Source organism: Bordetella genomosp. 11 (genome assembly GCF_002261215.1).
In the GTDB taxonomy this organism is placed as follows: Bacteria; Pseudomonadota; Gammaproteobacteria; order Burkholderiales; family Burkholderiaceae_B; genus Bordetella_C.
On the sequence record NZ_NEVS01000004.1, the window covers coordinates 3,835,257 to 3,860,159 of the forward strand.

General features: G+C 67.5%; 27 protein-coding genes. 12 read left to right on the forward strand and 15 right to left on the reverse strand.

The features are described 5' to 3' along the window. The first annotated feature begins 37 nt into the window (after window positions 1–37). A complete protein-coding gene (locus CAL28_RS24860) occupies window positions 38–1,201 on the forward strand; it encodes a winged helix-turn-helix domain-containing protein (protein WP_217906599.1) in 1,164 nt (387 codons plus the stop codon). A 44-nt stretch (window positions 1,202–1,245) separates the two neighbouring features. On the opposite strand, the gene CAL28_RS24865 is transcribed toward CAL28_RS24860, so the two are convergent. Both CAL28_RS24865 and CAL28_RS24870 read right to left on the reverse strand, forming a co-directional pair. After that, complete coding sequence (locus CAL28_RS24865; RefSeq protein WP_094843805.1) at window positions 1,246–1,716, reverse strand: YaiI/YqxD family protein; 471 nt, start codon at window positions 1,714–1,716, stop codon at window positions 1,246–1,248. Window positions 1,717–1,721: 5 nt separating this feature from the next. Next, window positions 1,722–1,988 carry a hypothetical protein gene (locus CAL28_RS24870; RefSeq protein ID WP_094844841.1) on the reverse strand — a complete coding sequence of 89 codons (267 nt, stop codon included), beginning with the start codon at window positions 1,986–1,988 and terminating at the stop codon, window positions 1,722–1,724. Window positions 1,989–2,207: 219 nt separating this feature from the next. Here CAL28_RS24870 and CAL28_RS29630 point away from each other — a divergent pair, with 219 nt between their 5' ends. Together CAL28_RS29630 and CAL28_RS24875 are read left to right on the forward strand one after the other, a co-directional pair. Beyond that, the gene (locus tag CAL28_RS29630) at window positions 2,208–2,477 is read left to right on the forward strand and encodes a hypothetical protein (RefSeq protein WP_141218246.1); all 270 of its coding nucleotides are present in this window, start codon (window positions 2,208–2,210) and stop codon (window positions 2,475–2,477) included. Window positions 2,478–2,697: 220 nt separating this feature from the next. Next, a complete protein-coding gene (locus CAL28_RS24875; protein WP_094843806.1) occupies window positions 2,698–3,342 on the forward strand; it encodes a YbhB/YbcL family Raf kinase inhibitor-like protein in 645 nt (214 codons plus the stop codon). A gap of 37 nt (window positions 3,343–3,379) precedes the next feature. Here the strand turns inward: CAL28_RS24875 and CAL28_RS24880 are convergent, their stop codons facing one another. Continuing rightward, window positions 3,380–3,940 carry a PAS and helix-turn-helix domain-containing protein gene (locus tag CAL28_RS24880; protein WP_094843807.1) on the reverse strand — a complete coding sequence of 187 codons (561 nt, stop codon included), beginning with the start codon at window positions 3,938–3,940 and terminating at the stop codon, window positions 3,380–3,382. Window positions 3,941–4,074: 134 nt separating this feature from the next. On the opposite strand from CAL28_RS24880, the gene CAL28_RS24885 reads away from it, so the two are divergent. From CAL28_RS24885 to CAL28_RS24920, 8 genes are all read left to right on the forward strand, one after another. After that, window positions 4,075–4,512, forward strand: a complete 438-nt coding sequence (locus tag CAL28_RS24885; protein ID WP_094843808.1) for a cupin domain-containing protein — start codon at window positions 4,075–4,077, stop codon at window positions 4,510–4,512. A 187-nt stretch (window positions 4,513–4,699) separates the two neighbouring features. Beyond that, window positions 4,700–5,602, forward strand: coding sequence for an SDR family NAD(P)-dependent oxidoreductase (locus CAL28_RS24890; RefSeq protein ID WP_094843809.1), 903 nt, complete (start codon window positions 4,700–4,702; stop codon window positions 5,600–5,602). Window positions 5,603–5,621: 19 nt separating this feature from the next. Beyond that, window positions 5,622–6,038 carry a Zn-ribbon domain-containing OB-fold protein gene (locus tag CAL28_RS24895; RefSeq protein WP_094843810.1) on the forward strand — a complete coding sequence of 139 codons (417 nt, stop codon included), beginning with the start codon at window positions 5,622–5,624 and terminating at the stop codon, window positions 6,036–6,038. Then, a complete protein-coding gene (locus CAL28_RS24900; RefSeq protein ID WP_094843811.1) occupies window positions 6,035–7,204 on the forward strand; it encodes an acetyl-CoA acetyltransferase in 1,170 nt (389 codons plus the stop codon). The genes CAL28_RS24895 and CAL28_RS24900 overlap by 4 nt, the downstream gene beginning before the upstream one ends. Before the next feature lie 96 nt (window positions 7,205–7,300). After that, entirely contained in the window at window positions 7,301–7,969 is a 669-nt protein-coding gene (locus CAL28_RS24905) for a 3-oxoacid CoA-transferase subunit A (protein ID WP_094843812.1), read from the forward strand. Further along, the gene (locus tag CAL28_RS24910) at window positions 7,966–8,637 is read left to right on the forward strand and encodes a 3-oxoacid CoA-transferase subunit B (RefSeq protein WP_369597688.1); all 672 of its coding nucleotides are present in this window, start codon (window positions 7,966–7,968) and stop codon (window positions 8,635–8,637) included. Before CAL28_RS24905 ends, CAL28_RS24910 begins: the two co-directional genes overlap by 4 nt. Before the next feature lie 97 nt (window positions 8,638–8,734). Then, window positions 8,735–9,697 (forward strand): tripartite tricarboxylate transporter substrate binding protein, encoded by a 963-nt coding sequence (locus CAL28_RS24915; protein WP_094843813.1) that lies wholly within the window; start codon window positions 8,735–8,737, stop codon window positions 9,695–9,697. A 63-nt stretch (window positions 9,698–9,760) separates the two neighbouring features. Continuing rightward, on the forward strand, window positions 9,761–11,107 hold the full coding sequence (locus tag CAL28_RS24920) for a class-II fumarase/aspartase family protein (RefSeq protein ID WP_094843814.1): 1,347 nt from the start codon (window positions 9,761–9,763) through the stop codon (window positions 11,105–11,107). On the opposite strand, the gene CAL28_RS24925 is transcribed toward CAL28_RS24920, so the two are convergent. Then, window positions 11,104–11,946 (reverse strand): DUF2243 domain-containing protein, encoded by an 843-nt coding sequence (locus tag CAL28_RS24925; protein ID WP_094843815.1) that lies wholly within the window; start codon window positions 11,944–11,946, stop codon window positions 11,104–11,106. The two genes, CAL28_RS24920 and CAL28_RS24925, sit on opposite strands and share 4 nt — an antisense overlap. Window positions 11,947–12,344: 398 nt before the next feature. Between CAL28_RS24925 and CAL28_RS24930 the strand changes: the two genes are divergently transcribed. Next, window positions 12,345–12,875: a hemerythrin domain-containing protein gene (locus CAL28_RS24930; protein WP_254926330.1), complete on the forward strand. Its 531-nt coding sequence runs from the start codon at window positions 12,345–12,347 to the stop codon at window positions 12,873–12,875. Between the two features lie 170 nt (window positions 12,876–13,045). Here the strand turns inward: CAL28_RS24930 and CAL28_RS24935 are convergent, their stop codons facing one another. The 11 genes from CAL28_RS24935 to CAL28_RS24985 are packed head-to-tail and all read right to left on the reverse strand — an operon-like array spanning window position 13,046 to window position 24,611. Then, the gene (locus CAL28_RS24935; RefSeq protein ID WP_176464108.1) at window positions 13,046–14,503 is read right to left on the reverse strand and encodes a mannose-1-phosphate guanylyltransferase/mannose-6-phosphate isomerase; all 1,458 of its coding nucleotides are present in this window, start codon (window positions 14,501–14,503) and stop codon (window positions 13,046–13,048) included. A gap of 11 nt (window positions 14,504–14,514) precedes the next feature. Beyond that, on the reverse strand, window positions 14,515–16,716 hold the full coding sequence (gene scpA, locus CAL28_RS24940) for a methylmalonyl-CoA mutase (RefSeq protein ID WP_094843818.1): 2,202 nt from the start codon (window positions 16,714–16,716) through the stop codon (window positions 14,515–14,517). A gap of 40 nt (window positions 16,717–16,756) precedes the next feature. After that, window positions 16,757–17,632 (reverse strand): Pnap_2097 family protein, encoded by an 876-nt coding sequence (locus tag CAL28_RS24945; protein WP_254926223.1) that lies wholly within the window; start codon window positions 17,630–17,632, stop codon window positions 16,757–16,759. A 13-nt stretch (window positions 17,633–17,645) separates the two neighbouring features. Then, the gene (locus tag CAL28_RS24950; RefSeq protein WP_094843819.1) at window positions 17,646–18,944 is read right to left on the reverse strand and encodes an MSMEG_0569 family flavin-dependent oxidoreductase; all 1,299 of its coding nucleotides are present in this window, start codon (window positions 18,942–18,944) and stop codon (window positions 17,646–17,648) included. Window positions 18,945–18,968: 24 nt separating this feature from the next. Next, a complete protein-coding gene (locus CAL28_RS24955) occupies window positions 18,969–19,259 on the reverse strand; it encodes an MSMEG_0570 family nitrogen starvation response protein (protein ID WP_094843820.1) in 291 nt (96 codons plus the stop codon). A gap of 14 nt (window positions 19,260–19,273) precedes the next feature. Next, window positions 19,274–20,410, reverse strand: coding sequence for an MSMEG_0565 family glycosyltransferase (locus CAL28_RS24960; RefSeq protein ID WP_094843821.1), 1,137 nt, complete (start codon window positions 20,408–20,410; stop codon window positions 19,274–19,276). Beyond that, on the reverse strand, window positions 20,407–21,423 hold the full coding sequence (locus CAL28_RS24965) for a sll0787 family AIR synthase-like protein (protein ID WP_094843822.1): 1,017 nt from the start codon (window positions 21,421–21,423) through the stop codon (window positions 20,407–20,409). Before CAL28_RS24965 ends, CAL28_RS24960 begins: the two co-directional genes overlap by 4 nt. Then, a complete protein-coding gene (locus tag CAL28_RS24970; RefSeq protein WP_094844844.1) occupies window positions 21,423–21,974 on the reverse strand; it encodes an MSMEG_0567/Sll0786 family nitrogen starvation N-acetyltransferase in 552 nt (183 codons plus the stop codon). The genes CAL28_RS24965 and CAL28_RS24970 overlap by 1 nt, the downstream gene beginning before the upstream one ends. A gap of 40 nt (window positions 21,975–22,014) precedes the next feature. Continuing rightward, on the reverse strand, window positions 22,015–23,085 hold the full coding sequence (locus CAL28_RS24975; protein ID WP_094843823.1) for an MSMEG_0568 family radical SAM protein: 1,071 nt from the start codon (window positions 23,083–23,085) through the stop codon (window positions 22,015–22,017). Beyond that, window positions 23,048–24,112, reverse strand: coding sequence for a Nit6803 family nitrilase (locus tag CAL28_RS24980; protein ID WP_094843824.1), 1,065 nt, complete (start codon window positions 24,110–24,112; stop codon window positions 23,048–23,050). The genes CAL28_RS24975 and CAL28_RS24980 overlap by 38 nt, the downstream gene beginning before the upstream one ends. Window positions 24,113–24,128: 16 nt before the next feature. After that, window positions 24,129–24,611, reverse strand: coding sequence for an MSMEG_0572/Sll0783 family nitrogen starvation response protein (locus CAL28_RS24985; RefSeq protein ID WP_094843825.1), 483 nt, complete (start codon window positions 24,609–24,611; stop codon window positions 24,129–24,131). Between the last annotated feature and the right edge of the window lie 292 nt (window positions 24,612–24,903).

A 24,903-nucleotide genomic window follows, 5' to 3' on the forward strand; every position in this document is an offset into this window, starting at 1 on the left:
CATGGCCCACGCCGTCAACAGCATGACCGGAGTCCCCTTGAGCAAACCGTCCTTCGCTGTCGCGCCCGCCCATGCACGGGCGATATGGCTGCGCGCCCAGTGCCTGGACCGGGTGGCGCCCTTCGGCGCCGGCCCGGACGCTACCCGCAAGGCGGTCGAGCACCTGGGCTATGTGCAGATCGATACCATCCATGTGATCGAGCGCAGCCATCATCACATCCTCCACACCCGTATACCGGATTACGCGCGTGCCGACCTGGAACGGGCGCAGTCCGTCGATAAATCGGTCTTCGAATACTGGACGCATGCGCTGTCGTATGTGCCGACGGCGGACTATCGCTATTTCATGCCGGCCATGGCGCAGCATCGCGCCGGTCCGCGCACCGCGTTCACGACCGTCGCCGACGCCGACTATGCCGCCCTGCTGAAGCGGATACGCAAGGAAGGCGCGCTCTCCATCCGCGATATCGATGAAGCGCTCGTCGAAAAGACCCATCCCTGGGACAGCCGCAAGCCGTCCAAGCGGGCCCTGCGCCTGGGCTTTTTGATCGGCGACCTGGCCATCAGCCGGCGCGCCGGCATGGTCAAGACCTACGAGCTGGCGCCCCGCCATTTCGGCTGGCCTCCGCGCCCCCGGGCGGCCACGCAGGCGCAGTTCGCACAGTATCTGCTGGACCGCGCGATCCGCGCGCAGGGCATGGCCAGCCTGGACTCGATCTGCTACGGCAATGCGGCGATGAAGGCCCCAGTGGCCGAACTGATCGCCGCCCGGATCCGTCGCAAGCAGCTGGTGCCCGTCCATATCGACGGCCATGACGGCCTTCAGCACTGGGCCGAGCCTGCGGCGCTGGAGACGCCGCCGGCGCGCGAAGGCGCGCCGCTCGTCCACATCCTGTCGCCCTTCGACCCCCTGGTGATCCAACGCAAGCGGCTGCAACACTTCTTCGGCTACGAGCACCGTTTCGAAGCCTATGTGCCGCCCGCCAGGCGCGTGCTGGGCTATTTCGCGCTGCCCGTGCTCATGGGCGACGAGGTCGTCGCCGCCATCGACCTGAAGGCGGACCGGCAGGCGGGCAAGCTGATCGTCAAGCAGTGGACCTGGCTGAAGAAACGACGCGCGGGCGACAAGGCGGCGATCGAAGAAGCCCTGGGCCCTTTCGAGCGTTTCCAATTGGGAGGAAGCCCCGAACCGGACGCTTGACCGGCCGGGCTATCGCCACGCCAGGGGACTTCGTCAACGATGCATTACGGCCCGGCCAGGCGGTCGGCGCGCAGCCGGGCCGCGATGAGGCTGTCCAGCGCATTGCCGAACGCGCGCCGGTCGGCCTGGCTGAACGCCGACGGGCCGCCCGTGTCCACACCGGCGCTGCGCAGTTCCTCCATCATGTCGCGCATCGACAGGCGCTCGCGTATCGTATCCACGCTATAGCGTTCGCCGCGCGGATTGAGCACCAGCGCGCCTTTTTCCAGCACTTGCGCCGCCAGGGGGATATCGCCGGTGACGACCAGGTCACCCGCGTTGGCGTGCAGCACGATATAGTCGTCCGCCACGTCGAAGCCGCGCGGCACCTGGACGGCGTGCAGCCATGGCGACGGCGGCGTGCGCAGCATTTGGTTGGCCACCAGCGTCAGATGCCGCTGCGCGCGTTGCGCCGCACGGTACAGGATGTCCTTGATGACCGCGGGACAGGCATCGGCATCGACCCAGATATGCATACGCGTCAGTCTTTCAGCGCTTCGGCCAGCAGCGCATTGATCAGATCGTTCGTGCTGATTCCTTCCGCCTGCGCCCTGGCGCGCAGGGCGTCGGCCAGCGGCTGCCGCAGCTTGACCGGAAAGGGAACCAGGCCCGCCGCCTGGTCCAGCCGCCGCTGTTCGCGGCGGTCCGGCACGGATTCGGTGCCCGCATAGCGGCCCGGCGGGACAGCCGCATTGAGCTTGCCCATCAGTTTCAGAGCTTTGTTTTTTTCGAGATCGGTTTTCTTCATCGGGGGTCCGGAAATGGCGGCTTGCCGGCGCATGGGCGCCGGCGCCTATGCTTGTACCACGTTCGCCGCCGCCTCGGACTTTGCCGGCATTTGGGCGCGGACCGGCCTGGGAAGGCATCGAGGAAGGAATGCACGGCGCCGGACGGCCACGGAGCAGGCCCGGTGGCCAGCCCTTGCGGCTGGGCACTTTTTTCAGCCCTTGCATCCTATCGAGGCACCATGCCCAACATCACATCTTCGCCCCCGAACTCTCTTCTTTACACAGACTCCACGTTTGCTTCGGCGCACGTACCGCGGTCGCAGGCCCGGTCATCCGTCCATCGCGACGCCCGCGATACGGGCACGACACCGGCGAACAAGAAGGTGCTCGACATGGTGACGCTGCTCGACGCCGCCGCGCGCGAGCCGGAAAAACTGCTGGATAGCGGTCCGACATACTATTCCATCCGGCCGTCCCGGGAAGAAACCTTCGCGTGGACGCCGGCGTAACGGCTGTTCCTGTCGCCGCGAAGCCGCGCCAGACCAGGGGCAGTGGCGGCGCATAGGCCGGTTACTTCGGCGCGCTTGGCGCGATTGGCCTCCTGTTGAAGGCATACCGCGCCAACCGCGCTAGGAACGGGGCTTGCACGCGACGCCCCGACGTGGCGCGCGATCGCGCGTCGCGCAACCGGGTGGACATCCGTCCACGGTATGACAAGGCGGCGCGATAGTGAAACTCAACAGTCTTTCGTTCCTCGATGGCGAGGCCATTCCGGACCGGTATGCCCTGTCCCGCAACACCAGCCCTACCACGCTGGAACCTTCGGAGAACCTGAATCCGCATCTGGCCTGGGACGACGTGCCGGCCGGCACGGCCTCGTTCGCCTTGCTGTGCGCCGACCTCGACGCGCCCGTCGATCGCTCGCGGCTGAACGACGCAGGCGCGACGCTGGACGCCGACGCGCCCCGCCGCGCCTTTTACCATTGGGTCGTCGTGGATCTTCCCGCGTCCCTGCGTGAAATCGACGAGGGGGCATTTGTCCCGATCCGGGAACATGGCGCGGCGGCCGTCCGCGCCACGCCGCCCTGCCGCCAGGGCCTGAACGACTATGCCGATATGCCTGGGCTGGGCCGCGCGGCTGGCCAGGGTTATGGCGGGCCCGCGCCCCCATGGAACGACGCCCGGCCGCATCGCTACCGCTTTACGGTGTATGCGCTGGCCGTCCCGACGCTCGCGCTGCCGCCGGTATTCCGGGCCGGCGACGTACTGGACGCGATACGGGGGCAGGTGCTGCAAGAAGCATCCCTGACCGCGATCTACACGCTGAACGCCTCGCTGGCGGCCACGCAGGTCGGCTCGCCTTCCGTGACCTGATGCCGGACACCCGCGCGCGCGGTTTCGGGGCCGGCGCCTATGCCGCGGAAAAACTCATCAGCTTGTGGATCAGGCCGGCCGAGGTCTTGGCCGCGAATTTCGTCATGAGCCTGGCACGGTACATTTCGACGGTACGCGGACTCAGGTCCAGCTGCCGCGCGATGACCTTGCTGGTCTTGCCTTCGGCGATCAGGGCCGCGATTTCGCGCTCGCGCGCGGTCAGCCCCGACGCCACCGGCCGCTTGGCGCTCAGGTCTTCGAATACCCAGATGACGGACGCGTGCGGGTTGCGCGACACCAGCGAGCGCCCGTTCGTATGGCACCAGAAAAGCTCGCCTCCCAGGCGCTTCATGATGCGTTCATCGGAGTAGGCATCCGACTGGCCCAGCAGGCGCAGCAGGCGCCGGCCCGTGCGCGTGAATTCCGCGACGCTGGGGTACAGGAACTCGAAGGAAATGCCGTTCAATGCGCCCTCGCCATAACCGAACATTTTTTCGAGCGCCGGATTGGCGAACTGAATGACACGGTTGCGGGACACGCACATCCCCACCGGCGCGCGCATCAGGACTTCCTTGTAGTCTATGTCGGGCGGGCTCATCGTTCGATCTCCGGACCGGGAAGGGACATCATCCGCGCCCGCCAAAGTAGTTTTACGGTATTGCCGCTGGCCTGGCGGACTCCTACAGTCGATTCGAGCTTGACGCTCGCATCTTTCTTCTTGGAGACAGGGCCATGGACAACGACAAAGCGGACGCGGATTCGGAAACTTTATTCTCACATGTCCGTCCGGGCGATACGGAATTCCGGTCCGGAGGCTTGCGGGATTTCTTCGTATACCGGGACCTGGGCATCGCCAAGGCCACGCGTGGCAAGGTGATCGCCCAGCTCGTCAGGGCCAACGAGGCGCCGGAAGCCGGGACCGGCTGGCATATCCACGAGGCGCAGTTCCACATCGTCTATATGCTAAAGGGCTGGGCGCGCTTCATGTACGAAGAGCGCGAAACGCTGGTCAGCGCAGGCGATTGCGTGCACCAGCGCCCCGGAATCCGCCACTATCTGTTCGACTATTCCAGGGACATGGAATACCTGGAGATCGTGGGCCCGGCGGACTTCACCAGCATCCCGGTCAGCGGGCCCTGTGCTGTCCCGGCGCCGAAAGCCTGGAGCTAGACGGGTCGACGCCCGATAAGGCATACATCGGCCACGCACCGGCCGCCCCTCCGCCCCGCGCGGGGGGCACCCGCCAGTTGACAGGGAATATGTACTGTACTTAATATTATGTACATACATATTAGAGATGAGCGGCCCGGACACAATCCCGACGCGCCGCGCATCCCCTGAGCGGTGGACGGGCGACATGGAAGACAAGGTAGTCATACTCACCGGTGCCGGCGGCGGCATCGGACGCGGCATCGCGCACGCATTGGCCCGGGCCGGTGCGCGCGTTGTGGTCAACGACGTCGGCGTATCGCTGTCCGGCCAGGGCGGCGATAGCGGCGTGGCGCAGTCGCTGGCCGAGGAACTGCGGGCCGGCGGCGGCACCGCGGTCGCCTGCGCCGAAAGCGTCGCGGATTGGGACAGCGCCCAGCGCATCGTCGCCTGCGCGCTCGATACCTATGGCCGCGTCGACGCGGTCATCAACAACGCCGGCAATCTGCGCGACCGCTTTTTCCACAACATGGACGAAGACGAGTGGCGCTCGGTCATCGACGTGCACCTGCATGGCACCTTCTTCGTCAGCCGCGCGGCCGCGCCGCACTTCCGCGCCCAGCGCGGCGGTGCCTACGTGCACATGACCTCCACATCGGGGCTGATAGGGAACTTCGGCCAGGCGAATTATTCCGCGGCCAAACTGGGGATCGTCGCGCTATCGAAATCCATCGCGCTGGACATGCAAAAGTACGGCGTCCGCTCCAACTGCATCGCACCCTTCGCCTGGAGCCGCATGACGGACTCGATTCCGGCCGACACGCCGGAAGAAGCGGCGCGCGTCGAAAAACTCAAGAAGATGGAAGCCGGCAAGATCGCGCCCATGGCGGTGTTCCTGGCCAGCGACGCCGCCGGCGACGTCACCGGCCAGATATTCGGCGTGCGCGCCAATGAAATCCTGCTGTTCAGCCAGCCGCGTCCGGTGCGTTCCGTCCATATGAGCGAAGGCTGGACGCCGCAGGCCATCGCGCGGATCGCCATACCGGCGATGCGTTCCAGCTTCCATGCGCTGGAACGGTCGCCCGACGTGGTGAGCTGGGATCCCATCTGACTTTCGCGAGGTACCCCGTATGTCGAATGCATCCAGCGGACGCGGCGACGCGTCCCCGGGCCCGCTCGGCCCCGAACAGACCTATTTCCGCTATCTGGGCGATGGCGACTGGCGTATCCCGCACTGCCGGGGCTGCGGCAAGGCCGTGTTCTACCCTCGCGTCGCCTGCCCGGCCTGCGACGGACAGGAATTCGACTGGCGCCCGCCCTCGGGCCTGGGCACGGTGTACTCCACCACGGTCATGCGCCGCCCGCCGCAGGCCGGCGGCGACCGCAACCTGTGCCTGGTCGATCTCGACGAGGGCGTGCGCATGATGAGCCGCGTCGAGGACGTCGACCCGTCGGTCCCGCGCATCGGCGACAGGGTGCGCGCGCAGGTGCGCCGCGAGGGCGAACAGAACCTGGTGGTCTTCACGCTGACGGAGCAGGCACGATGAACGCGAACGCATTGCGCGGCGCCGCCGCGGTGGTGGGCGTGGGACAGGCGGGCATGGGTTCCGCCGCCGGCTATACCGAAATGGAAATCCTGGCGCAGGCCGCCGCCCGCGCCGTCGCGGATGCCGGATTGCGGATGTCCGATATCGACGGGCTTTGCACCTGCAGCGCCTCCGCGACGATGTGGGCCATGCCGGTCGCCGAATACCTGGGCATACGCCCGGCCTTCATCGACAGCACCATGCTGGGCGGATCCAGCTTCGTCGCGCATCTGCTCCCCGCCATTCAGGCGCTGGCGGCCGGCGTATGCAACGCCGTGCTGGTCTGCTATGGCAGCACGCAGCGCACGGGAACGGTCAACCGCGCCGCCGTCGGCAAGATGCGCCAGGTCCTGGACCCCCAACCCTACGAGACGCCCTACGAACCGATGCAGCCGATCAGTGCCTACGCACTGGCCGCGGCTCGCCACATGGCGCAATACGGCACCACGCGCGAACAACTCGCCGAAGTCGCGGTGGCGGCGCGGGCCTGGGCGCGGCTCAATCCCGAAGCCTACTCGCGCGATCCGCTTTCGGTACGCGACGTACTAGATGCCCGCATGGTGTGCGACCCGTTGACCGTGCGCGATTGCTGTCTGCTTACCGACGGCGCCGGCGCCTTCGTGCTGGTACGCGCAGAACGCGCCCGCGATCTGCCGCATCCGCCGGCCTACGTCCTGGGCAACGCCACCGCCGTCTGGCACCGGCAGATCTCCAGCATGGAAGACCTGACGGTGACCGCCGCCGCGGAATCCGGGCCGCGCGCCTTGCGCATGGCCGGCCTGTCCACCGCCGATGTGGACCTGCTGTGCCTGTACGACGCCTTCACCATCAACACCATTCTCTTCCTGGAGGACCTGGGGTTTTGCCCCAAGGGCGAAGGCGGACGCTTCGTCGCCGACGGCGCCATCGCGCCCGGCGGCAGGCTGCCGGTCAACACCAACGGCGGCGGCCTGTCGTTCGGCCATCCGGGCATGTACGGCGTGTTCCTGGTGATCGAGGCTGTGCGGCAGCTGCGGGGTCAAGCCGGCGAGCGGCAACAGCGCTGCGATGTAGCCCTGGTCCACGGCAACGGCGCGACGCTGTCGAGCCAGTCCACGGCCATCCTCGGCAGCGCCGCGGCATTGTGAAGACGGGTTGCCGGCGCCTGTGGCGCATGGACCGTGGCGCGCGGCCACGCGGACAAACGGCACCCCGGCGCGTGTTTCATTTCTGTGAGGGAACCCATGATTAACAAAATATCCCCCAGCCTGCGCGACGCGGTCTCCTGCATCGGCGACGGGGCATCGGTCATGGTGACCGGCTTCGGCGACTCCGGCCTGCCGCGCGAGCTGCTGCACGCGTTGATCGATCACGGCGCCACCGACCTGACCATCATCAGCAACAACGCCGGCACCGGAAGCACCGGACTGGCGGCGCTGCTGGCCGCTGGACGCGTGCGCAAGATGATCTGCACATACCCGAAATCGTCCGGCGCGGATGTGTTCGCGGCGCTGTACCGGGAAAAGAAGATCGAGCTCGAGCTCGTCCCGCAGGGCACGCTGCTGGAGCGCATGCGCGCCGCCGGCGCCGGGCTGGGCCCCTTCTACACGCCGACCGGCTACGGCACGCCCATCGCCGAGGGCAAGCCGCAGTGCGTCTACCAGGGCAAGGGCTACGTGCTGGAAGAACCGCTGCCCGCGGACTTCGCCCTGGTCAAGGCCTACCAGGCCGACCGCTGGGGCAACCTGACCTACCGGCTTGCCGGTCGCGGCTTCGGGCCGGTGATGTGCATGGCGGCCGGTACGGCGATCGTGCAGGTCGACGACATCCTGCCCCTGGGGCTGATCCATCCCGAAACCATCGTCACGCCCGGCATCTTCGTCGGACGCGTCGTGCGCAAGGACAGCAAATGATGAACACCCTGAAAAAGCTCAGCCGCGACCGCGTTGCGCAGCAAGTGGCCGCGGAGATCCCCGCCGGCAGCTACGTCAACATCGGGTTGGGCATGCCCACGCTGGTCGCGAAGTACCTGGACCCCGCCAAGGAAATCATCCTGCACAGCGAGAACGGCATCCTCGGTATCGAAGACGTCACGCCCGGCGACCCGGGAGACGAAGACCTGATCAATGCCAGCAAGGCGCGGCTGCAACTGATCGCCGGCGCATCGATCTGCGACCAATCGCTGTCCTTCGCCATGATGCGCGGCGGCCATCTGGACGCCACCATCCTGGGCGCGTTCCAGGTTTCCTGCGACGGCGACATCGCCAGCTGGGCGACCGACGATACCGATGCCGTACCCGGCATCGGCGGCGCCATGGATCTGGTCGCGGGCGCCCGCAAAGTCATCGTCGTCATGGAACACACCACGCGCGATGGCCGCCCCAAGCTTTTGCGCACCTGCACTTTCCCGCTGACCGGCAAGGGCGTCGTCGACGTCGTCTATACCGACATGGCCGTGATCGACGTCGATCCGGCGCGCGGATTCGTCGTGCGCGCCATGGCCGAAGGCCTGACGCGCGCGGCGCTGGAAGCGGCGACCGATGCGCCGCTGGACTATGCCGAAGACCTGGTTTTCCTTTAACGACACCACAACCTACCGCAGCACCACCGCCACGACGAACGCACACGACAGCAACAAGGCGACGGCGCGGCCAGGACACGACAACCGGAGACAAGCAATGAAACACGCAGTCAAACATCTGGTCGGCGCAGCGGCGCTGGCCCTGGCCACCGCGGCGCAGGCCGCGCCCTTCCCCGACCGCCCCGTGGAGATGATCATTCCGTATCCGCCCGGCGGCACCGCCGACGCGGTGGCGCGACCGCTCTCCGCCGCGCTGCAGGAAAAGCTGGGTGTGCCGATCGTGGTGTCGTATAAGCCCGGCGCCGGCGGTGTCATCGCCACGCAGTACGTCGCGCGGGCCAAGCCCGACGGCTATACCCTGGTGATGGTATTGGCCTCCCACGCCATCAATCCCAGCCTCTATCCGAACCTGCCCTACGACTCGGTGAAGGACTTCGCGTCCATCGGCATGGTCGCCAAGCTGCCGCTGGTGCTCTATACCAGCCCCAAGTTCCCGGCCAAGACCATGCCGCAGTTCCTGCAATACGCCAAGGAGCACCCGGGCCGCCTGTCGGTGGCGTCGGCAGGCAACGGCAATACCAGCCACCTTGCCACCGAACTGCTCGCGACCACGGCGGGCGTCAAGCTGCTCCACGTTCCCTACAAGGGCGGCGGCCCGTCGGTCACGGCGGCGATGGGCGGTGAGGTCGACGCCGTCTTCGCTGGCCCGGACTCGCTGCACCTGGCGAAGGCCGGCCGGCTGAACAAGGTCGCGGTTACCAGCCCGCAGCGGATCAGCCTGATGCCGGACGTACCGACCGTGCAGGAAGCCGGCTTGAAGGGTTACGAGGTGCAGGGCTGGTATGGTTTGCTGGCGCCCGCCGGCACGCCCGACAGCGTCGTCGGGGTGCTGAACAAGGCCGTCACCCAGGCGGTGAACGATCCGAAGTTCGTCAAGACCGTGGAAGCACTGGGTTATATCCCGTCGCCGTCCACGCCATCCGGTTTCATGGACTACATCCAGCAGGAAACGGCGCGCTGGGCCAAGGTCATCAAGGACGCCGACATCAAGCTCCAGTAGCCTCGCCGCCCGGCGAGCGTCCACCGCCGGGCTTTCTTTTCATCACCAGCGACACACCCTCATATGCCTATCTCCGTAATCGAATCCACCGTGTTCAAAGACATGTTCGGCACCGCCGCGATGCGCGCGGTGTTCGACGACGCCGCCACGCTGCGCCGCTACGTCGAAACGGAAGTCGCACTGGCGCGTGTACAGGCCGGCCTGGGCATCATCCCGCGGGCCGCGGCCGACGCCATCGCGGCCCGTGCCGACGCGTCGCGGCTGGACATGGAGGTCCTCAAGCACGAGACCGAGATCGTCGGTTATCCCATCCTGCCGCTGGTCCACCAGCTGGCGCGCATGTGCGGCCCGGAAGGCGAGTACCTGCATTGGGGCGCGACCACGCAGGACATCATGGACACCGCCACCGTACTGCAGGTGCGCGAGGCACTGGACCTGATCGACACCGACCTGGCCGAGCTGGACGGCATCCTCGATGCGCTGGCCCAACGCTATCGCGACACGCCGATGGCCGGGCGCACCCATTTGCAGCACGCTCTGCCCATCACCTTCGGCTACAAGGCGGCGGTCTGGCTGCTGATGATACGGCGCCACCGCGAACGGCTGTCGCAGCTGCGTCCGCGCGCGCTGGTCGGCCAGTTCGGCGGCGCGGCCGGCACCCTGGCTTCGCTGGGGGACCAGGGCATCGCGGTGCACGAGGCGCTGATGCAAGAGCTCGGCCTGCATGCCGCGCCGGTAACCTGGCACGTGGCACGCGACGGCCTGGCGGAAACCATCCAGTTCCTGGGATTGGTGACGGGCTCGCTGGGCAAGATCGCCCTGGACGTCATGCTGATGATGACCAACGAGCTTGCCGAGGCCTTCGAGCCCTTCGTCAAAAGCCGCGGGGCGTCCAGCACCATGCCGCAAAAGCGCAATCCGATTTCCTGCGAGCTGATGCTTAGCGCATCCAAGGTGGTGCGGCAACACGCCGGCCTGGCGCTGGATGCCATGGTGCAGGACTTCGAACGCGCCACCGGGCCGTGGCACATCGAATGGTCCGCCATCCCAGAATCCTTCGTGCTGACCGCTGGCGCACTGCGCCAGGCCAAATTCATGCTGGGCGGCCTGGAAGTGGATACGCAGCGCATGCGCCGCAACCTGGACCTGACCGGCGGCCTGATCGTCGCCGAAGCGGTGATGATGGGACTCGCGCCCCATCTGGGCCGCCAGACGGCGCACGACGTGGTCTACGACGCGTGCCGGGTGGCGCTGGCCGGGCAGCAGCCCCTAGCGGAGGTACTGGCGCGCGAGGCGCGGGTTACCGCCCACCTGGACCGCGCCGCCATCGACAGGCTGTGCGATCCGGCCAATTACCTGGGGGCCGCGCCCGCGATGGTGGACCGGATGCGGGGAACCGCCGTCCGCTAGCGAAACAGGCCGGCCGTCCGGGCGGCGCCCCGGCCGTCGGCGGCCGACAACCACGCCGCGCATCCCGCCAGCGCCCCCTGCCCGCCGACGTACATCGCGCCATGACGGTAAAACCGCCAGGCGTCCAGCCCGTCGTCGCCGCGCAGCACCCATACGGCGCCGGATGGATCTGTCCAGGCAACGCGCGCGCGCGTGTCCTCCAGCGCCCGCCACATCGCGGCCCCCGAAGCCCCGGGGCGCAGGACCACCGTCAGCGTGTCCCCGCCGCCGCGCAACGGCAACAGGTTCATCGTACCGGCGACAAGGCAGGCGCCGGCCAGCCCCAGCGCCACGCCCGCCCGCGGCGGCGCGCCGCCGGGACGCCGCCGCATCCACCACCCCACGGCCAGCGGGACCAGGCCGAACAGCGCCAGCCAGGCCAGATCCCAGGCCAGCGGATAGGCGCTGTCCATGCGTATCCGGTGGATGCGCGTGATCCAATGCGACAACACGGCATCCAGCACATGCCACACGCCGAAACCGATCCAGAAATTGGCCATCAGCCGCCGGCCCGCGCGCGGCAGCGACAGGTCCGCGCGGGCGCGGTAGAGCATGTAGAACCCGGCCAACGCGATCACGTACATCGCGGCATGGAACAGGCCGTCTGCCAGGATCTGTATGCGCAAGTCGCGAAAGCGCGCATCCTGCAGGCCGGACAGCAGATGGTGCCACTGCAGGATCTGGTGCAGCAGGATCCCGTCGAAGAAGCCGCTCATCGCGAATCCCAGCGTGTAGCCGGCCCAGGAATAGGAACCCGAATAGCGCGTGACCGCGCTGCGTCTCGAAACGATGCCGTCCATGTCGTTCCCGTGCGGGTGATGATATTGGCGTTGGCGCCCTGCCAGCGGGTGCTGGCGATGCAATCGTTGCCGGTGTCGCCGGCGGTCGGGCGCGTGCCGCACCAGCAGGTTCCGGGCCCGGAGTCCCTGCGCCCCGGCAGGCAGGGCGGTACCGCCGGCATGCGATCCGCTACCCTTTAACGGACGAAAGCCGCCTCGCGACGTGGCTTGATTTCATTCGCGAAGACCCATCGACATGGGAATGCGGCTTGCGCCACGGGCGGTCCCGGCCGGATTGCGGCCGCCCTGCCCCTGGAGCCATCCCGATGAACGCGACCGACTTCCCCTCCGACTCCGCCGGCTTCCCCCAAGGCGGCGGCCAGCCCCTGTATCAGCGCCTGATCCCCCGCGCCACCAGCATGATCCGCCTGGATCACACGCATGTCCTGACCACCTTCCACCGCTACCGTGCCGGCATCCCGCCTTCGCGCAAGGCCGGCCTGGTCGGCGTGATCTGTACGGCGCTGGAAATCCACGCCACGCTGGAGGAAGAAATCTTCTATCCCGCGCTGCGCGCCGTTACGGATGACGAGGTGCTGCGCAAAAGCGTCCCCGAGCACATGGAAATGCGCCGCCTCATCGACGAGCTGCGCGCCATGGCGCCGACCGACCCGCGCTACGACGAAACCGTGATGGCGCTGATGCGCGACGTCATCCACCATGTGGCGGATGAGGAGACCGTGTTGCTGCCCGCGGCCGAGCGCCTGTTTTCCGAAACGCGCCTGCAGGAACTCGGCGGCGAGATGACGCGGCGTCGCCTGCGGCTGGCCGGGCCGCGCGCGCCGCAGATCGCCCGCGACATGGCGCGCGGCATGCCCGTGGCGACGTTCGCCATGGGCGCGCTGGCCGCGCTGGCTGTCGGCTGTGTGTTGCGTGCCGGGCGGCACTGAGCACCTATCCCGACACGCCCCCGCGATGCGATTTCCGGACGACCTGCTCCATGTCCATCTGGTCGAGCAGGAAGTGAACGGAAGATGGAATGGATGGATCGGTACTCCTGGAGCGAAAACCATAAAGCGCCGACATTCGCGTGATAAGGCGGAAATTCGGAGCATCCGCCTCAGGCGCGGCCGTACCTGTCGGCGACGCGTTCGATGTCGCGCTCGTCGCAGTGGTCGCCGAGCTGCGTTTCCAGGACTTCCAGGCAAGCGCTGCCTGCGTTCGCCAGCCGGTGCAAGGCACCCTCCGGGATGGAGACCGATCCCCCAGGCGCCAGCGTGAAAATACGGCCGTCCAGTGTCACCTGCGCCTGTCCGCGCAGCACCATCCAGTGTTCGCTGCGATGCCGGTGGCGCTGCAGCGAAAGGCTGTGCCCCGGCTCCACAAACAGACGCTTGACCCGGTAACCGGTACTCTCCGAGAGCACCTCGTAACGGCCCCAGGGACGCACGGCGCCGCCCTGTGTGTCCCCGGCGCGCTCCGCCACCGCCTCGCCCTGCGCGAACTGGCCCAGTTCCTGGGCCCGGCCGCGCTCGGCCACCAGGACCGCCTGAGCGGTCTCGACCACGACGATATCCTTGAGCCCCAGGCAAACAACCTGACGGGTATGAGCGTATACGAGGCTGTCCTCGACGTCCCGCAACGCCACCTCGCCCCGGCTTGCATTGCCGCGCCCATCGTGCCCGGCAACACGCCACAAGGCGTCCCAGGAACCCAGGTCCGACCATGCCGATCGCAAGGGAACGACGACGGGAAGGTGCGGCATCCGTGCCGGCAGGCGTTCCATCACGCCGTGGTCGATGGAACGGGTTGGACTGGCGCCGAAGGCCCGTGCGTCGAGCGCGTGGCGGACCGACTCCTTCGGCAAAGACGGCAACGCCGCCTCGCAGGCGGCCAGGATGGCGGGCTCATACTGCCCCACCAATGACAGCCACAGCGAAGCCCGCAGGATCAGGATACCGGTGTTCCAAAAGTGGCGACCATCTTCGACATAGCCCGCCGCCGTCGCCCGGTCCGGCTTCTCGCGGAATGCGCGCATGACGCGGGCGCCGTGTTCGTCCGCGGATTCGCCTATCTCGATATAGCCGTACCCGGTCTCCGGGTGACGCGGATCGACCCCCAGGGACACTGCCTTGCCCGCCGATGCCAGCCGGCATGACTGGGCGATGCTGGCCTGGAGCGCCGGTTCATCGTCGATGTGATGATCGGCGGGCGAGACGATCATAATGGGATCGCCGTACCGTCGAGCGGCCCACAGGGCCGCGGCCGTGAGTGCCGGCGCCGTATTGCGGCGTACCGGTTCGAGCAGCAGTTCCCACTGCCCGGGTGCCGCCTCGTCCAACTGCTCCGAAGTAAGCTGCGCATGCGCCGCACCGCATACCACGAGCATCGGCGTGTCGTGTCCCGGCAGCGAGGCACAGCGCCGAAGCCGCGCGACGGTACGTTGCAACAGGGACGGGCTGGCCAGCGCGCGCGCCAACTGCTTGGGTTCCTCGCCGTTCGAAAGCGGCCATAGCCGGCTGCCGATGCCGCCGGCCAACACCACCGCGACGCGCGTATCGGCGCCGACGGGCGGCATCCTGGCTTCCATCAACGCCCGCGCCATTGCTGCTCCCACGCCGGGCCGGCCGCATCCGCCAACGGAATGGCCGTGTCGACGCCGTGCCGGGTGCCCGCGTGCTCCCCACGCGCACGGGCCGCCTCGATAACGCGGGCCAGGCCGCGGACCACGGCGTCCATCGGCGTGCCGGGAGTAAAGATCGCCGCCACCCCGGCCTCGACCAGGGCCGCGCGATCCGCATCCGGCACCACACCGCCCAGGACCAACGGCACATGATCCATCGCGCGCTCGCGCAGGCACCGCGCCAGACGGGGCACAAGCTCCAGATGCGCGCCGGCCAGGCTGGACACGCCTACCGCCTCCACGCCCAGACGCGCGGCCTCGTCCGCGGCCGATTCCGGCGTGTCGAAGAGACCGCCCAAATGAACCCGAAAGCCCGCGTCGGCCAATGCCGCAGCAACCGCCTTCGCGCCGCGATCGTGACCGTCCTGTCCCAGCTTGACGATCAGCACGGAAGGTCCGCGCCCGTCGCGACGGCGCATGGCGTCGACCGTCTTGCACGCGGCGGACCATGCCGGGTCATCGGGCGGTCGGGCGCCGGAATACGCGCCCGCGGAAAACTCCGGGCGCGCCCGGTAACGCGGCCAGACACGCTCCAGGGCCGCCGTGCATTCGCCGACCGTGGCGCGGACTTCCAATGCCGAGATCGTGGCTTCCAGCAGGTTACCGTTTCCCCGTTCCGCGAGACCGGCCAGGCGATCCAGCGCCGCCTCCACCTTGCCGCCGTCGCGCCGCGCACGCAGCGCCGCCAGGCGCGCGGCCTGCTCGGCCCGGATCTGCCGGCCGTCGATGCGCCGCATCTCCACCGGCTGCGCATCGCCGCGCAGCCCCGATAACGCTTGCGCGGCGTCGTCCTGGAACGCATTGACGCCGACGATCCTGCGTTCGCCGGAATCGATCGCCGCCTGCGTCCGACTGGCGGCGATGTGGATGCGCCGGGTAAGCCACCCGGATTCCAATGCGGCGAGGACGCCGCCCGCGGCATCGATCTCCTCCATCAGCACCCGGACCGTCTGCACGGTGTCGGCAGTCAGCCGCTCCATCATGTAGGATCCCGCCCAAGGATCGACCACCCCGCACAGGCCCGCCTCGTGTTGCAGGATCAACTGCGTGTTGCGTGCCAGCCGCGCCGCGGCGTCGGAGGGCAACGCCCATGCTTCGTCGCAGGCATTGGTATGCAGGGACTGGGTACCGCCGAACACGGCGGCCATGGCCTCCAGGGTGGTACGCGCCGCATTGTTCAACGGATCGGCGGCGGTCAAGGACCAGCCCGACGTCTGGCAGTGCATCCGCATGGCTTGCGACCGGGGGGTACTGCCGCCGTGGGCCCGCACGATATCCGACCAGAGGATGCGGGCCGCGCGCAGCTTGGCGATTTCCCCGAAGAAATCCATGCCGACGCCGAAGAAAAAGCTCAGGTTCCTGCAAAAATCGTCCACCTTCATGCCCCGTTCCGCCAGCATGCGCAGATAGGCACGGGCGTTGGCCAGGGTCAACGCCAACTCCAAAGGACCGTCGGCGCCGGCTTCCTGGAAGTGGTAGCCGGAAATCGACATCGCATTGAAGCGCGGCATATGGCGCGCCACATACTCGACGACATCGCCGGCGATGCGCATCGATGGCCCGGGCGCGTGGATATAGGTGTTGCGCACCATGAACTCTTTCAGAATGTCGTTCTGGATGGTGCCCGCAAGCCGCTCTTGCGGAATGCCGCGCTCGCGCGCGGCCAGGATGAAACTGCCCAGCACGGGCAGAACCGCGCCGCTCATCGTCATCGATACCGATACGCGGTCCAGCGCGATACCGTCGAAGAGGCGTTCCATGTCCTCTACGCTGTCGATCGCGACGCCGGCCACGCCCACGTCCGCGGCCGCCATCGGGTGGTCGGAATCGTATCCCCGGTGGGTGGGCAGGTCGAAGGCAACGGACAGCGCCTGCGCGCCGCCGCTCAGTAGCGCGTGGAAGAAGGCATTCGATTCCCGCGCCCCGGCGAAGCCGGCGTACTGGCGTATCGTCCAGGGACGCTCCGTGTACATGGTTTCATAGGGCCCACGCACGAAAGGATAGGCGCCAGGCCGCGTATCCAGATGATCGATATCCCGCAGGTCCCGCGGCGTGTACAGGTCTTTGCGAGGCGGCATTGCCGTGGTGCCTGGATAGGGATTGGGCATGGAATGGTTCTTCGGAATCGGGAAAGTTCGCGCGGGCCGCCTAGTCGCTGTCCAGGGGCGCCGCGGGCCGCTTGCGCGTGAAGACCTCGGCTATCCATGCACCGTCGGTCGCTCGAAAGACGCCGCAGCGGTGCGCCAGCGCACCGTCCGGTTCGCGCGTCCACTCCAGGCAGCGCACCGCCACGTCTTCGCCCAGGTTCACATTGCCGTAGTAATGCACGTCGCGCGATGTGACCGCCAGCAAGGGGAAGGGCCGGAAAAACTGCCATTCCGCCCGGTCGACCAGGGCCGCGAACGTGGCGAAGTACAGAAAGCTGGCACCATTGAAATCGGTGTCAGGACAGGGCGAACACCGCCATTCCAGGGGGATGCCGGCGGGGCCGGCCGCCGCGGTGCGGGCGTCGCGATCGTCCCGCGCGATGCGCCGGCGCACGCGAGCCGCCTCCGCATAGTCTTGCGCCTCGTCCGGGCCGGGACTGTGAGCCCGCGGCCGCCACGATTCGACCGCCGTCAGCGCCGCGCGCGCCACCGACCGGTTATCGCCCCGCGCCTGCCGATAGACGAACGCCGACAGCATCTCCACGCGCGCCAGCCGGCCGCTCGGGCCGCGAGCGAGATGGCGGCTGAAGAACTGGGCATGACCCGCCGGCGCCAGGCCGCTATCGATGTGAAACGCATCATTGACCGCGATGCGATCCAGGGCGCCTTCCGATACGCGCACGCGGGTAAAGGCGGCATAGGCGCGCTTGCCGGAAGCGTCGCGGAAGTCCGGCAACGGCAGCCCATGGGCTTGCGCCAGACGTTCCCAATGCACGTCACCGCACTCCTTCAGCAACCAATTCTCGGACAGGCCGGAATATGCCAGTTGCGGCATGCCGGCGGTATAGCAGCGTGAAAGCGAGGTATCCATCGTCATGCTCGCGAAGCGCCTATGCGGCCATCGCCCCGGGAGATTGCCGGCCGTCGGCCTGGGCGTGCAGCCGGGACAGATGCCCGGCCAGGTATTCCGCATCGCGGGCGATGCCGGAAAAGCGCCCGGATCCCCAGGTGTGCAACCACGGCAGTCCCAGGAAATACAAGCCTTTCTGTCCCGTCACGCCGCGCGCATGCACCGGCTGGCCGCGGCCGTTGAAGACGGGCGCATCGACCCAGGCAAAGTCAGGGCGGAAGCCGATGCACCAGATGATGGATCCGATCCCCGCCGCATGCAGGTCCAGTTCGGTGCGTTCGCCCGCCGGCCGCCACACCGGTTCATAAACGGATGGCGGTGGCACCCCGGGAACGCCGCGCGCCGCGATGTGCTTATCGATGGAGGCATTGATGCCGTTGTAGACCTGGTCGGCCCGGTCGAGGTTGTCCGCCAGGGTCGGCGCGAATCGAACGACACCGGCATCCGCGTCCGTGAGCGGGCCATAGAGCTGCATGCCTTCCAGCGCGAACCTGCGCAGATCGATGTCGCGTCCGCCATCGCGGCCGGTCACGTAGTGATTGGTGTTGTCCCGCACGCCTTCCCGCAGGGGGTGCTTCTCCACCGGCATGTCGTAGTACCGCATGTCCGCCAGCCAATCGACCACGTCGCGTCCGCGATAGAAGCGCGCGCAGCGGGGCGCGTCGCCGGTGGCCAAATGCACTTGGCGTCCCGCCAGATGCAGGTCCTCGGCGATCTGGGCGCCCGACTGGCCGGACCCGACAACCAGGACCCCTCCCGGGGGCAATTGCCCCGGGTTGCGATACGCATTCGAATGGATCTGCACGATGGCCTTATCGATCCTTTCCGCGGCGCGCGGCACGATAGGCGTGTGGTAACCGCCGGAAGCCACCACGACCTGCCCGGCCGTGCACTCGCCCGCGCTGGTACGCAGCTCGAAGCCGCTTTCGCCCGACGGCCGCGCCAGCGTGACTTCCACGCCCTCCAGGGCGGGCGCGGCCACCTTGGCGACGAAGCCGGCCAGATAGTCGTTGATCGCGTCACGCGTCATGAAACCGTGGGGGTCGTCGCCATCGTAAGGGTGCCCGGGCAGCGCGCACTGCCAGTTCGGCGTGACCAGGCTGAACGCGTCCCAGCGCTGCGTGCGCCAGGTATGCGTCAGGCGGTGCTTCTCGAGGACGACGTGCGGGATCCCCTGGCGCGTCAGGTAATAGCTGAGGGAAAGCCCCGCCTGCCCGCCGCCGACGATGGCGACGGGATAGTGGGCGTCGAGCGGATCGGAGCTGCTGGAATTCGACATGATGGCTGCCTGTGGGAAGGATGGTCAGGGGGCGTCCGAGAAGGACACCACGGTCACGCGGCCGGGTTCGTTCGTATGAAGCGCGCCGCGCGCTTCCAGGATCTCCAGCTGGTCCGCCGCGCGCGAACAGGCGAAGCCGAACTTCAGCCGGACACGTTCGCTGGCGATCTCCAGCGCGATGCGGACGCGCGACATGAAGTCGTCGACCTCGTATGCGGTACCGGGAACGAAGTAGTCCTTGATGACCAGGGAAGGCGAATAGCACTCGGTTTCGCTGCCGTCGGGCCAACGGACGAGGAAATGCATGGCGGGCATGGTGCGTCTCCGGTTCACGTCGCGACGCAATGCGCCGCTTCGTAGAGTTCGGCATGCCGCGACGCGCTGGCCTGCCATGAATGGCGCGCCAGCAGGGCCGCCGCATCGGGGGTGTCGTCCAAAGCGTCCTGCATGGCGCGCGCGATGGAATCGACGGATTCGGGATCGGCGAAACGGCAATCGGCGGGCGTCAGGTATTCCGTGAACGGCCGGCGGTTAGACACCACCGCCGGCGTACCGCACGCAAGCGCCTCCAGCACGGCCAGGCCGAAGCCTTCGCGCAATGACGGCATGACCAGCACATCGGCCAGCCGGTAGAGCGCCGGCATGTGGGTGTCGGGCACGGCACCCGTCAGCACGACCGGTGCCGTCACGCCGTGCCCCGCCACGCCGGACAGCACGCGGCGGAACTCGTCCGCATAGCGGTCGTGGTCGAGAAGGCTGGCGCCGCCCGCCACCACCAGCTGCGCGTCGGCATGCGTGCGGCGGACCTCCATGAAGGCATGCAGGATGGCCAGCGTATTCTTGCGCGCCTCCACCCCTCCCACGGCCAGGAATACCGGGCCATCCGCCCGGATGCCATGGCGCTCGGCCACCGACGCGTCGCCGGCGTCGCTGCGCGCATGGAAACGCCGCGGATCCACGCCGTTGGCGACGCGCCGCGCCTCGATCCCATGGTGCCTGGCAAGGTACTCCACCCAGGTATCGCTGACACAGTAAACATGCGCGGCGCGCTCGAAAGCACGAGCCTGCCAGGCCGTCAGGCAAGGATCGTCGAACTCGTCCAGGTGATGCACCGTGCGTGCGTAGCCCGGGACGATGCCGAGGTCCGCCAGATCCGCCAGCGCATTGCCGCTGATGCTGTCCTGGGCATGCAGGATGTCATAGCCCTGCCCCGGCAAGTGATGACGCAGGTGGGCCACGTAGGCATCGATGCGTGCCCGGACCATGGCGCGCATGCCCGGACCGTGCGGCGCCAACGCCGCCAACGACGTCCGGCACCGAGGCCGACGAAAGAACGCCTGCCCGGGCGTTGCGGGCGCGAAAACCGTAACGTCATGCCCCAGGTCCGTCAGGCCGTCGGCCAGTTCCAGGGTATGGACCACGCCGCCTCGCGGATTGACCGAATGGGTCAGCAAGCCGATCTTCATGATTGCCCCTCGGCGGCCGCCACGGGCGCGGGCATATCGCCATCCAGGATGAATCCCTCGCGGTCCAGATCCCAGAACGGCATGCTTTCGCGACCCATCGTCAATACCACCGACCGGTCCTTCGTCACCTGCCCGCACGTCCGCGCCTCGATGCCGCGGCTGGCGAAGCGCGCGAGGACCGCCTGCGCATTGCCGGGCCGTACGCTCAGGACGAAGCCATAACTGGGAAAGGACACCAGCCAGCGCGACAGTGGCGTGTCCGGCGGCCGGGGAAGCGAGTCGAGGTCGATACGGGCGCCGCAACCCGAGCATTCCAGCAGCATCAGCGCGGTGCCCACCGGGCCCGCCATGCTGATGTCCTTGCCCGCGTCGCACAGGCCGTCTTCGGCCAATAGGGGAAGCAGCTCCAGGTCCGCGCGCAAGCGTTCGCCCGGCGCGTCCGTCGACGCATTCCAATACGGAAAGGGCTCCTGGTACGCGCCGCGCAGGTCCGTCGCGACCACCAGCACATCGCCGGGCCGTGCCGCGAAACTGCTGATCAGGTGGCGCGCGCGGCCCAGGATGGCCACGGCCAACTGGCCGCGCGCGCTGCGATAGTTGCTGTGACCGCCCACGATGGGTACGCCGTAGGCACGCGATGCCGCCGCCATGCCTTCCAGCACCGCGTCGCCCGGGGTGGCGCCGGCACTCCACAGCGCGTCGACGACCGCGATCGGCCTGCCGCCCATGGCATAGATGTCGCTGACATTGACCATCACGCCGCAGTAACCCGCGAACCAGGGCATGGCTTCGATGAAGTCTTCGACGAAGCCCTCGATCGCGAACAGCAGATGGCCATCGCCATCCGGCAAGGCCGCGCAATCGTCGCCCAGGGCGGTGGCCTGGCCGGCAGCCGCCCACCCTTCGGGCAGGTGCCGCGACAAGGCGCGGGACACCGCCGCGATGTCTCGCTTGTGGGCGAATCCCCGGCTGCCGCGCAACTGCGCGGCCAGGTCCGCGAGCGTTTCGGACATCAGTGCCTCCCTCGGACGACAAAGCCCACGCTCATGTCGTGGAACGGCGGATAAGCATCCAGGTCGGCGCGCATCAGCGTATGCGGGCGCCCTCGCAACGCTACGTCCTCCAGCGCGCGCCAGTGCAAGCGCCGGAACAAGGGCACGTTCTGGCGCTGCACATGCGCCAGGAACGTGTGACAGCCGATCGCGCTGGCGCTGCACACCGCCAGGCGGATCAGCGCGGCGCCCAGGCTGCCATGACGGCGGAAGTCGCCGCGCACTGCAAGGCGCGATCCCCACCACCGCCCCCTATCGTCGAGGTGGATGCGTACCGTGCCGGCCACTTCCTCGGGCATGCCCCCCACGCAGGCCAGGGCCACCAACAGATGCGCGTGGCCATCTATGGCGTCGCGGTCATCGCCGTCGAAGATGCCTTGCTCCTCGCAGAACACATCGCGGCGCAACTGGAAGGCGCCGGCGCGCTCCCAGGCCTGGGTTGCGTGCTTGATCCGGAACTCCACCGGCCGGAAATCGCAGGGCAGGTCGCTGACCGTGCTCGCGAATGCCATCGGCGCGGACAAGGGTGCGTGCGCTTGGGGATGTTTCATCTCAGGCCTCGTACAACGCGAGCGAGGAACAGGCGCCGCACTTGCCGCAGCCCGCCTTGATGTCGCGCGAGTGCAGCGATGCCTGGCCCACCAGCCGGCCTAAAGGCTCCAGGATCTCGCGCATGAAGGCAGGCGCGGGAGCGGGATGGTCTTCCAGCGGCGTGCCGCTTATCGGCACGAAGGGGACCACGAAGGGATACACGCCCAGCCCGACCAGCTTTTCGCACATCTGCAGGATGGCCTGCGGCGTATCGCCCAGCCCCGCCAGGATGTAGGTACTGACCTGCCCCCGCCCGAAGACGCCCACCGCCGCCTCGAATGCCGACAGATAGCGCTCCACGGGCACCGTGGCCTTGCCGGGCATGATGCGCGCCCGCACCTCCGGCGTAACGGCCTCCAGGTGCATGCCCAGCGCATCGACGCCGGATTGGCGCATGCGAACGAACCATTTGTCGTCGTCCGGAGGTTCGCATTGCCCCTGTATCGGCAAATCGACGGCGGCCTTGATGGCGAAGGCGCTTTCGCACAGGATGGCAGCGCCCCGGTCCGTGGCGTTGGGCGTCCCGGTGGTCAGGACCATATGCTTGACGCCGTCCAGCAGCACCGCGGCGCGCGCGACTTCGGCGAGCTGCTCCGGCGTCTTGCGCGCGATGGTGCGGCGCGCGGCCAGCGATTGCCCTATCGCGCAGAACTGGCAGGCCTTGCGGCGGCTTTCATAACGGATGCACGTTTGCAGCACCGTGGTGGCGAGCACATCGGAACCATGCAGGGTCGCGATATGCGAGTACGGAATGCCGTCCAGCGTTTGCATCGCATAAAAACGCGGCGCCTTGGGAAACGAAATCGTGGCGATGGGTATGGCGTCCCGCATGAGCGTGCTGCGGCCATTGGCATCCGGCGGCATCGCCACGAACGGCGAGTTCCAGGCGGTCGAGGTATGGACCGGCACCATGAAGGCGCGGTCCTCCACAAGGACCGCCTTATGATCCGACGGACCCGCGCCGCCCCGGCGGCTGGCCGCGCCGGCACTGGGGTCAAGCAGCCTGAGCCCTGACGATTGCAGCTCCGTCATCAGCTGGCGGTTCGCACTGACCGGCGAAAGCGGTGTTTCCATGATCGGCCTCTTCGGAGAACGGCGTAGCGGTGTCGGCGGGACGTTCGCCGGGATTCTTGGGAAATGCGTGCGGCGCCGCGCGCCGATCGATGGCCAGGCTAAGCAGTTCCGGGCGCGCGTAATGCCCCACGCTGTCCATCATGCGCTTGCGCTTGATGATCAAAGAAAGATCGAGATCGGCCACGAGCAGCCCTTCGCCTTCACGCAGGGGCTCGACCAGATGGTTGCCTTCCGGCCCCACGATGGCGGTATTGCAGCCGCCTCGCAGCGCCTTTTGCAGCGCGGGGTCGGGCGTGATGGAGGCAATCTGGCGATCCGTCAGCCACCCCGTGGCGTTGACCACGAAGCAGCCCGATTCCAGCGCATGATGCCGGATCGTGACCTCGATCTGTTCGGCGAAGACCGGCCCCACCATGGAGCCGGGAAACTGGCTGCAGTGGATCTGCTCGTGCTGCGTCATCAGGGCGTAGCGCGCCAGCGGGTTGTAGTGCTCCCAGCAGGCCAGCGCGCCGACGCGGCCGACGGCCGTCTGCACGACCTCCAACCCGCTGCCGTCGCCCTGCCCCCAGATCATGCGCTCGTGAAATGTCGGCGTGATCTTGCGGCGCCGCTGCAACAGCCGCCCGTCGGCATCGAACACCAGCTGGGTGTTGTAGAGCGATCCATGATCGCGTTCGTTCACGCCCAGCACCACGACGATGCCATTCGCGCGCGCCCGCTCCGACACTGCCTGGGTGTCGGGGCCAGGCACGACCACGGCGCCTTCGTACAGCCGCATATGCTCCGCGCCCGATAGCACCGGCGGCTTCACAAACGAGAAGTACGGGTAGTACGGCACGAAGGTTTCGGGAAACACGATCAGGCCCGCGCCCTGGCGCGCGGCATCGTCGATGGCCTCGCATACCTTGCGCAGCGTACCGCCCGGCGTCTCCAGGTCCGGAGACATCTGTACCGCGGCGACCCGTATGACACGTTTGTCGTACATGGCTGTTTCCCGTGGCTTATAGCGTCCAGGTGTCGAGGATGAAGGCGTTGTCGCGCCGGTGCAGCAGGACCAGGTCCAGCACGTCCAGCGGATTGATGGGCCGGATGCCTTCGATCAGCGAGGGCTCTCCATGACCGTACAGCGCCTGCAATGCGAAGCGGCAGGCGTAGACCTTGCCGCCTTCCTGCATGAATTTCTCGATCTGTTTATTGAAGTTCTGGTGCCCGGGGAATGCCTCGTCGCCCAATGTGGGGAAGCCGCGCTTGACGCCCAGCGTCACGCCAGGCCCGTAGAGCAATACCGAGGTTTCGAAGCCCTTGCGCTGCAGGCGCGTGGCCTGGAGCAGGTTCACGAAACCGATGGAGCCTTCGAAGGCGACGGTATGGAACGTAACCAGCGCTTTTTCTCCAGGCTCGGCCTTGACGTCCTCGAATACTTTTTCTTCATAGTCGACCAGGAAGTCGCCTTTTTCGTGAGCGGGTTTGGTGACGGCGGGCATGGGATGTTCTCCAGAGAGATGAACGAAATACGCGGGGCTGCGTACGGCAAGTCTTGCAACGCCCATGCCATCGACGGTGGTATGAAATGCGATCAACATCCAATCAAGCGGAGTGGATTTGGCTTGCGCACGCCATCGGTGCCGGTCGGATGCCGTCCGCGCGGCCCACGTCCGCGCCGCCGGAGCGCCCGCATGCACCGACGATGTGCGACTGGCGGCCTAACGCGAACCGTGCCGGTGCGTGGCGCGCCGGTACGGTGCAAAACAGCCCGGCGAGGCTCGCGCCCGGGGT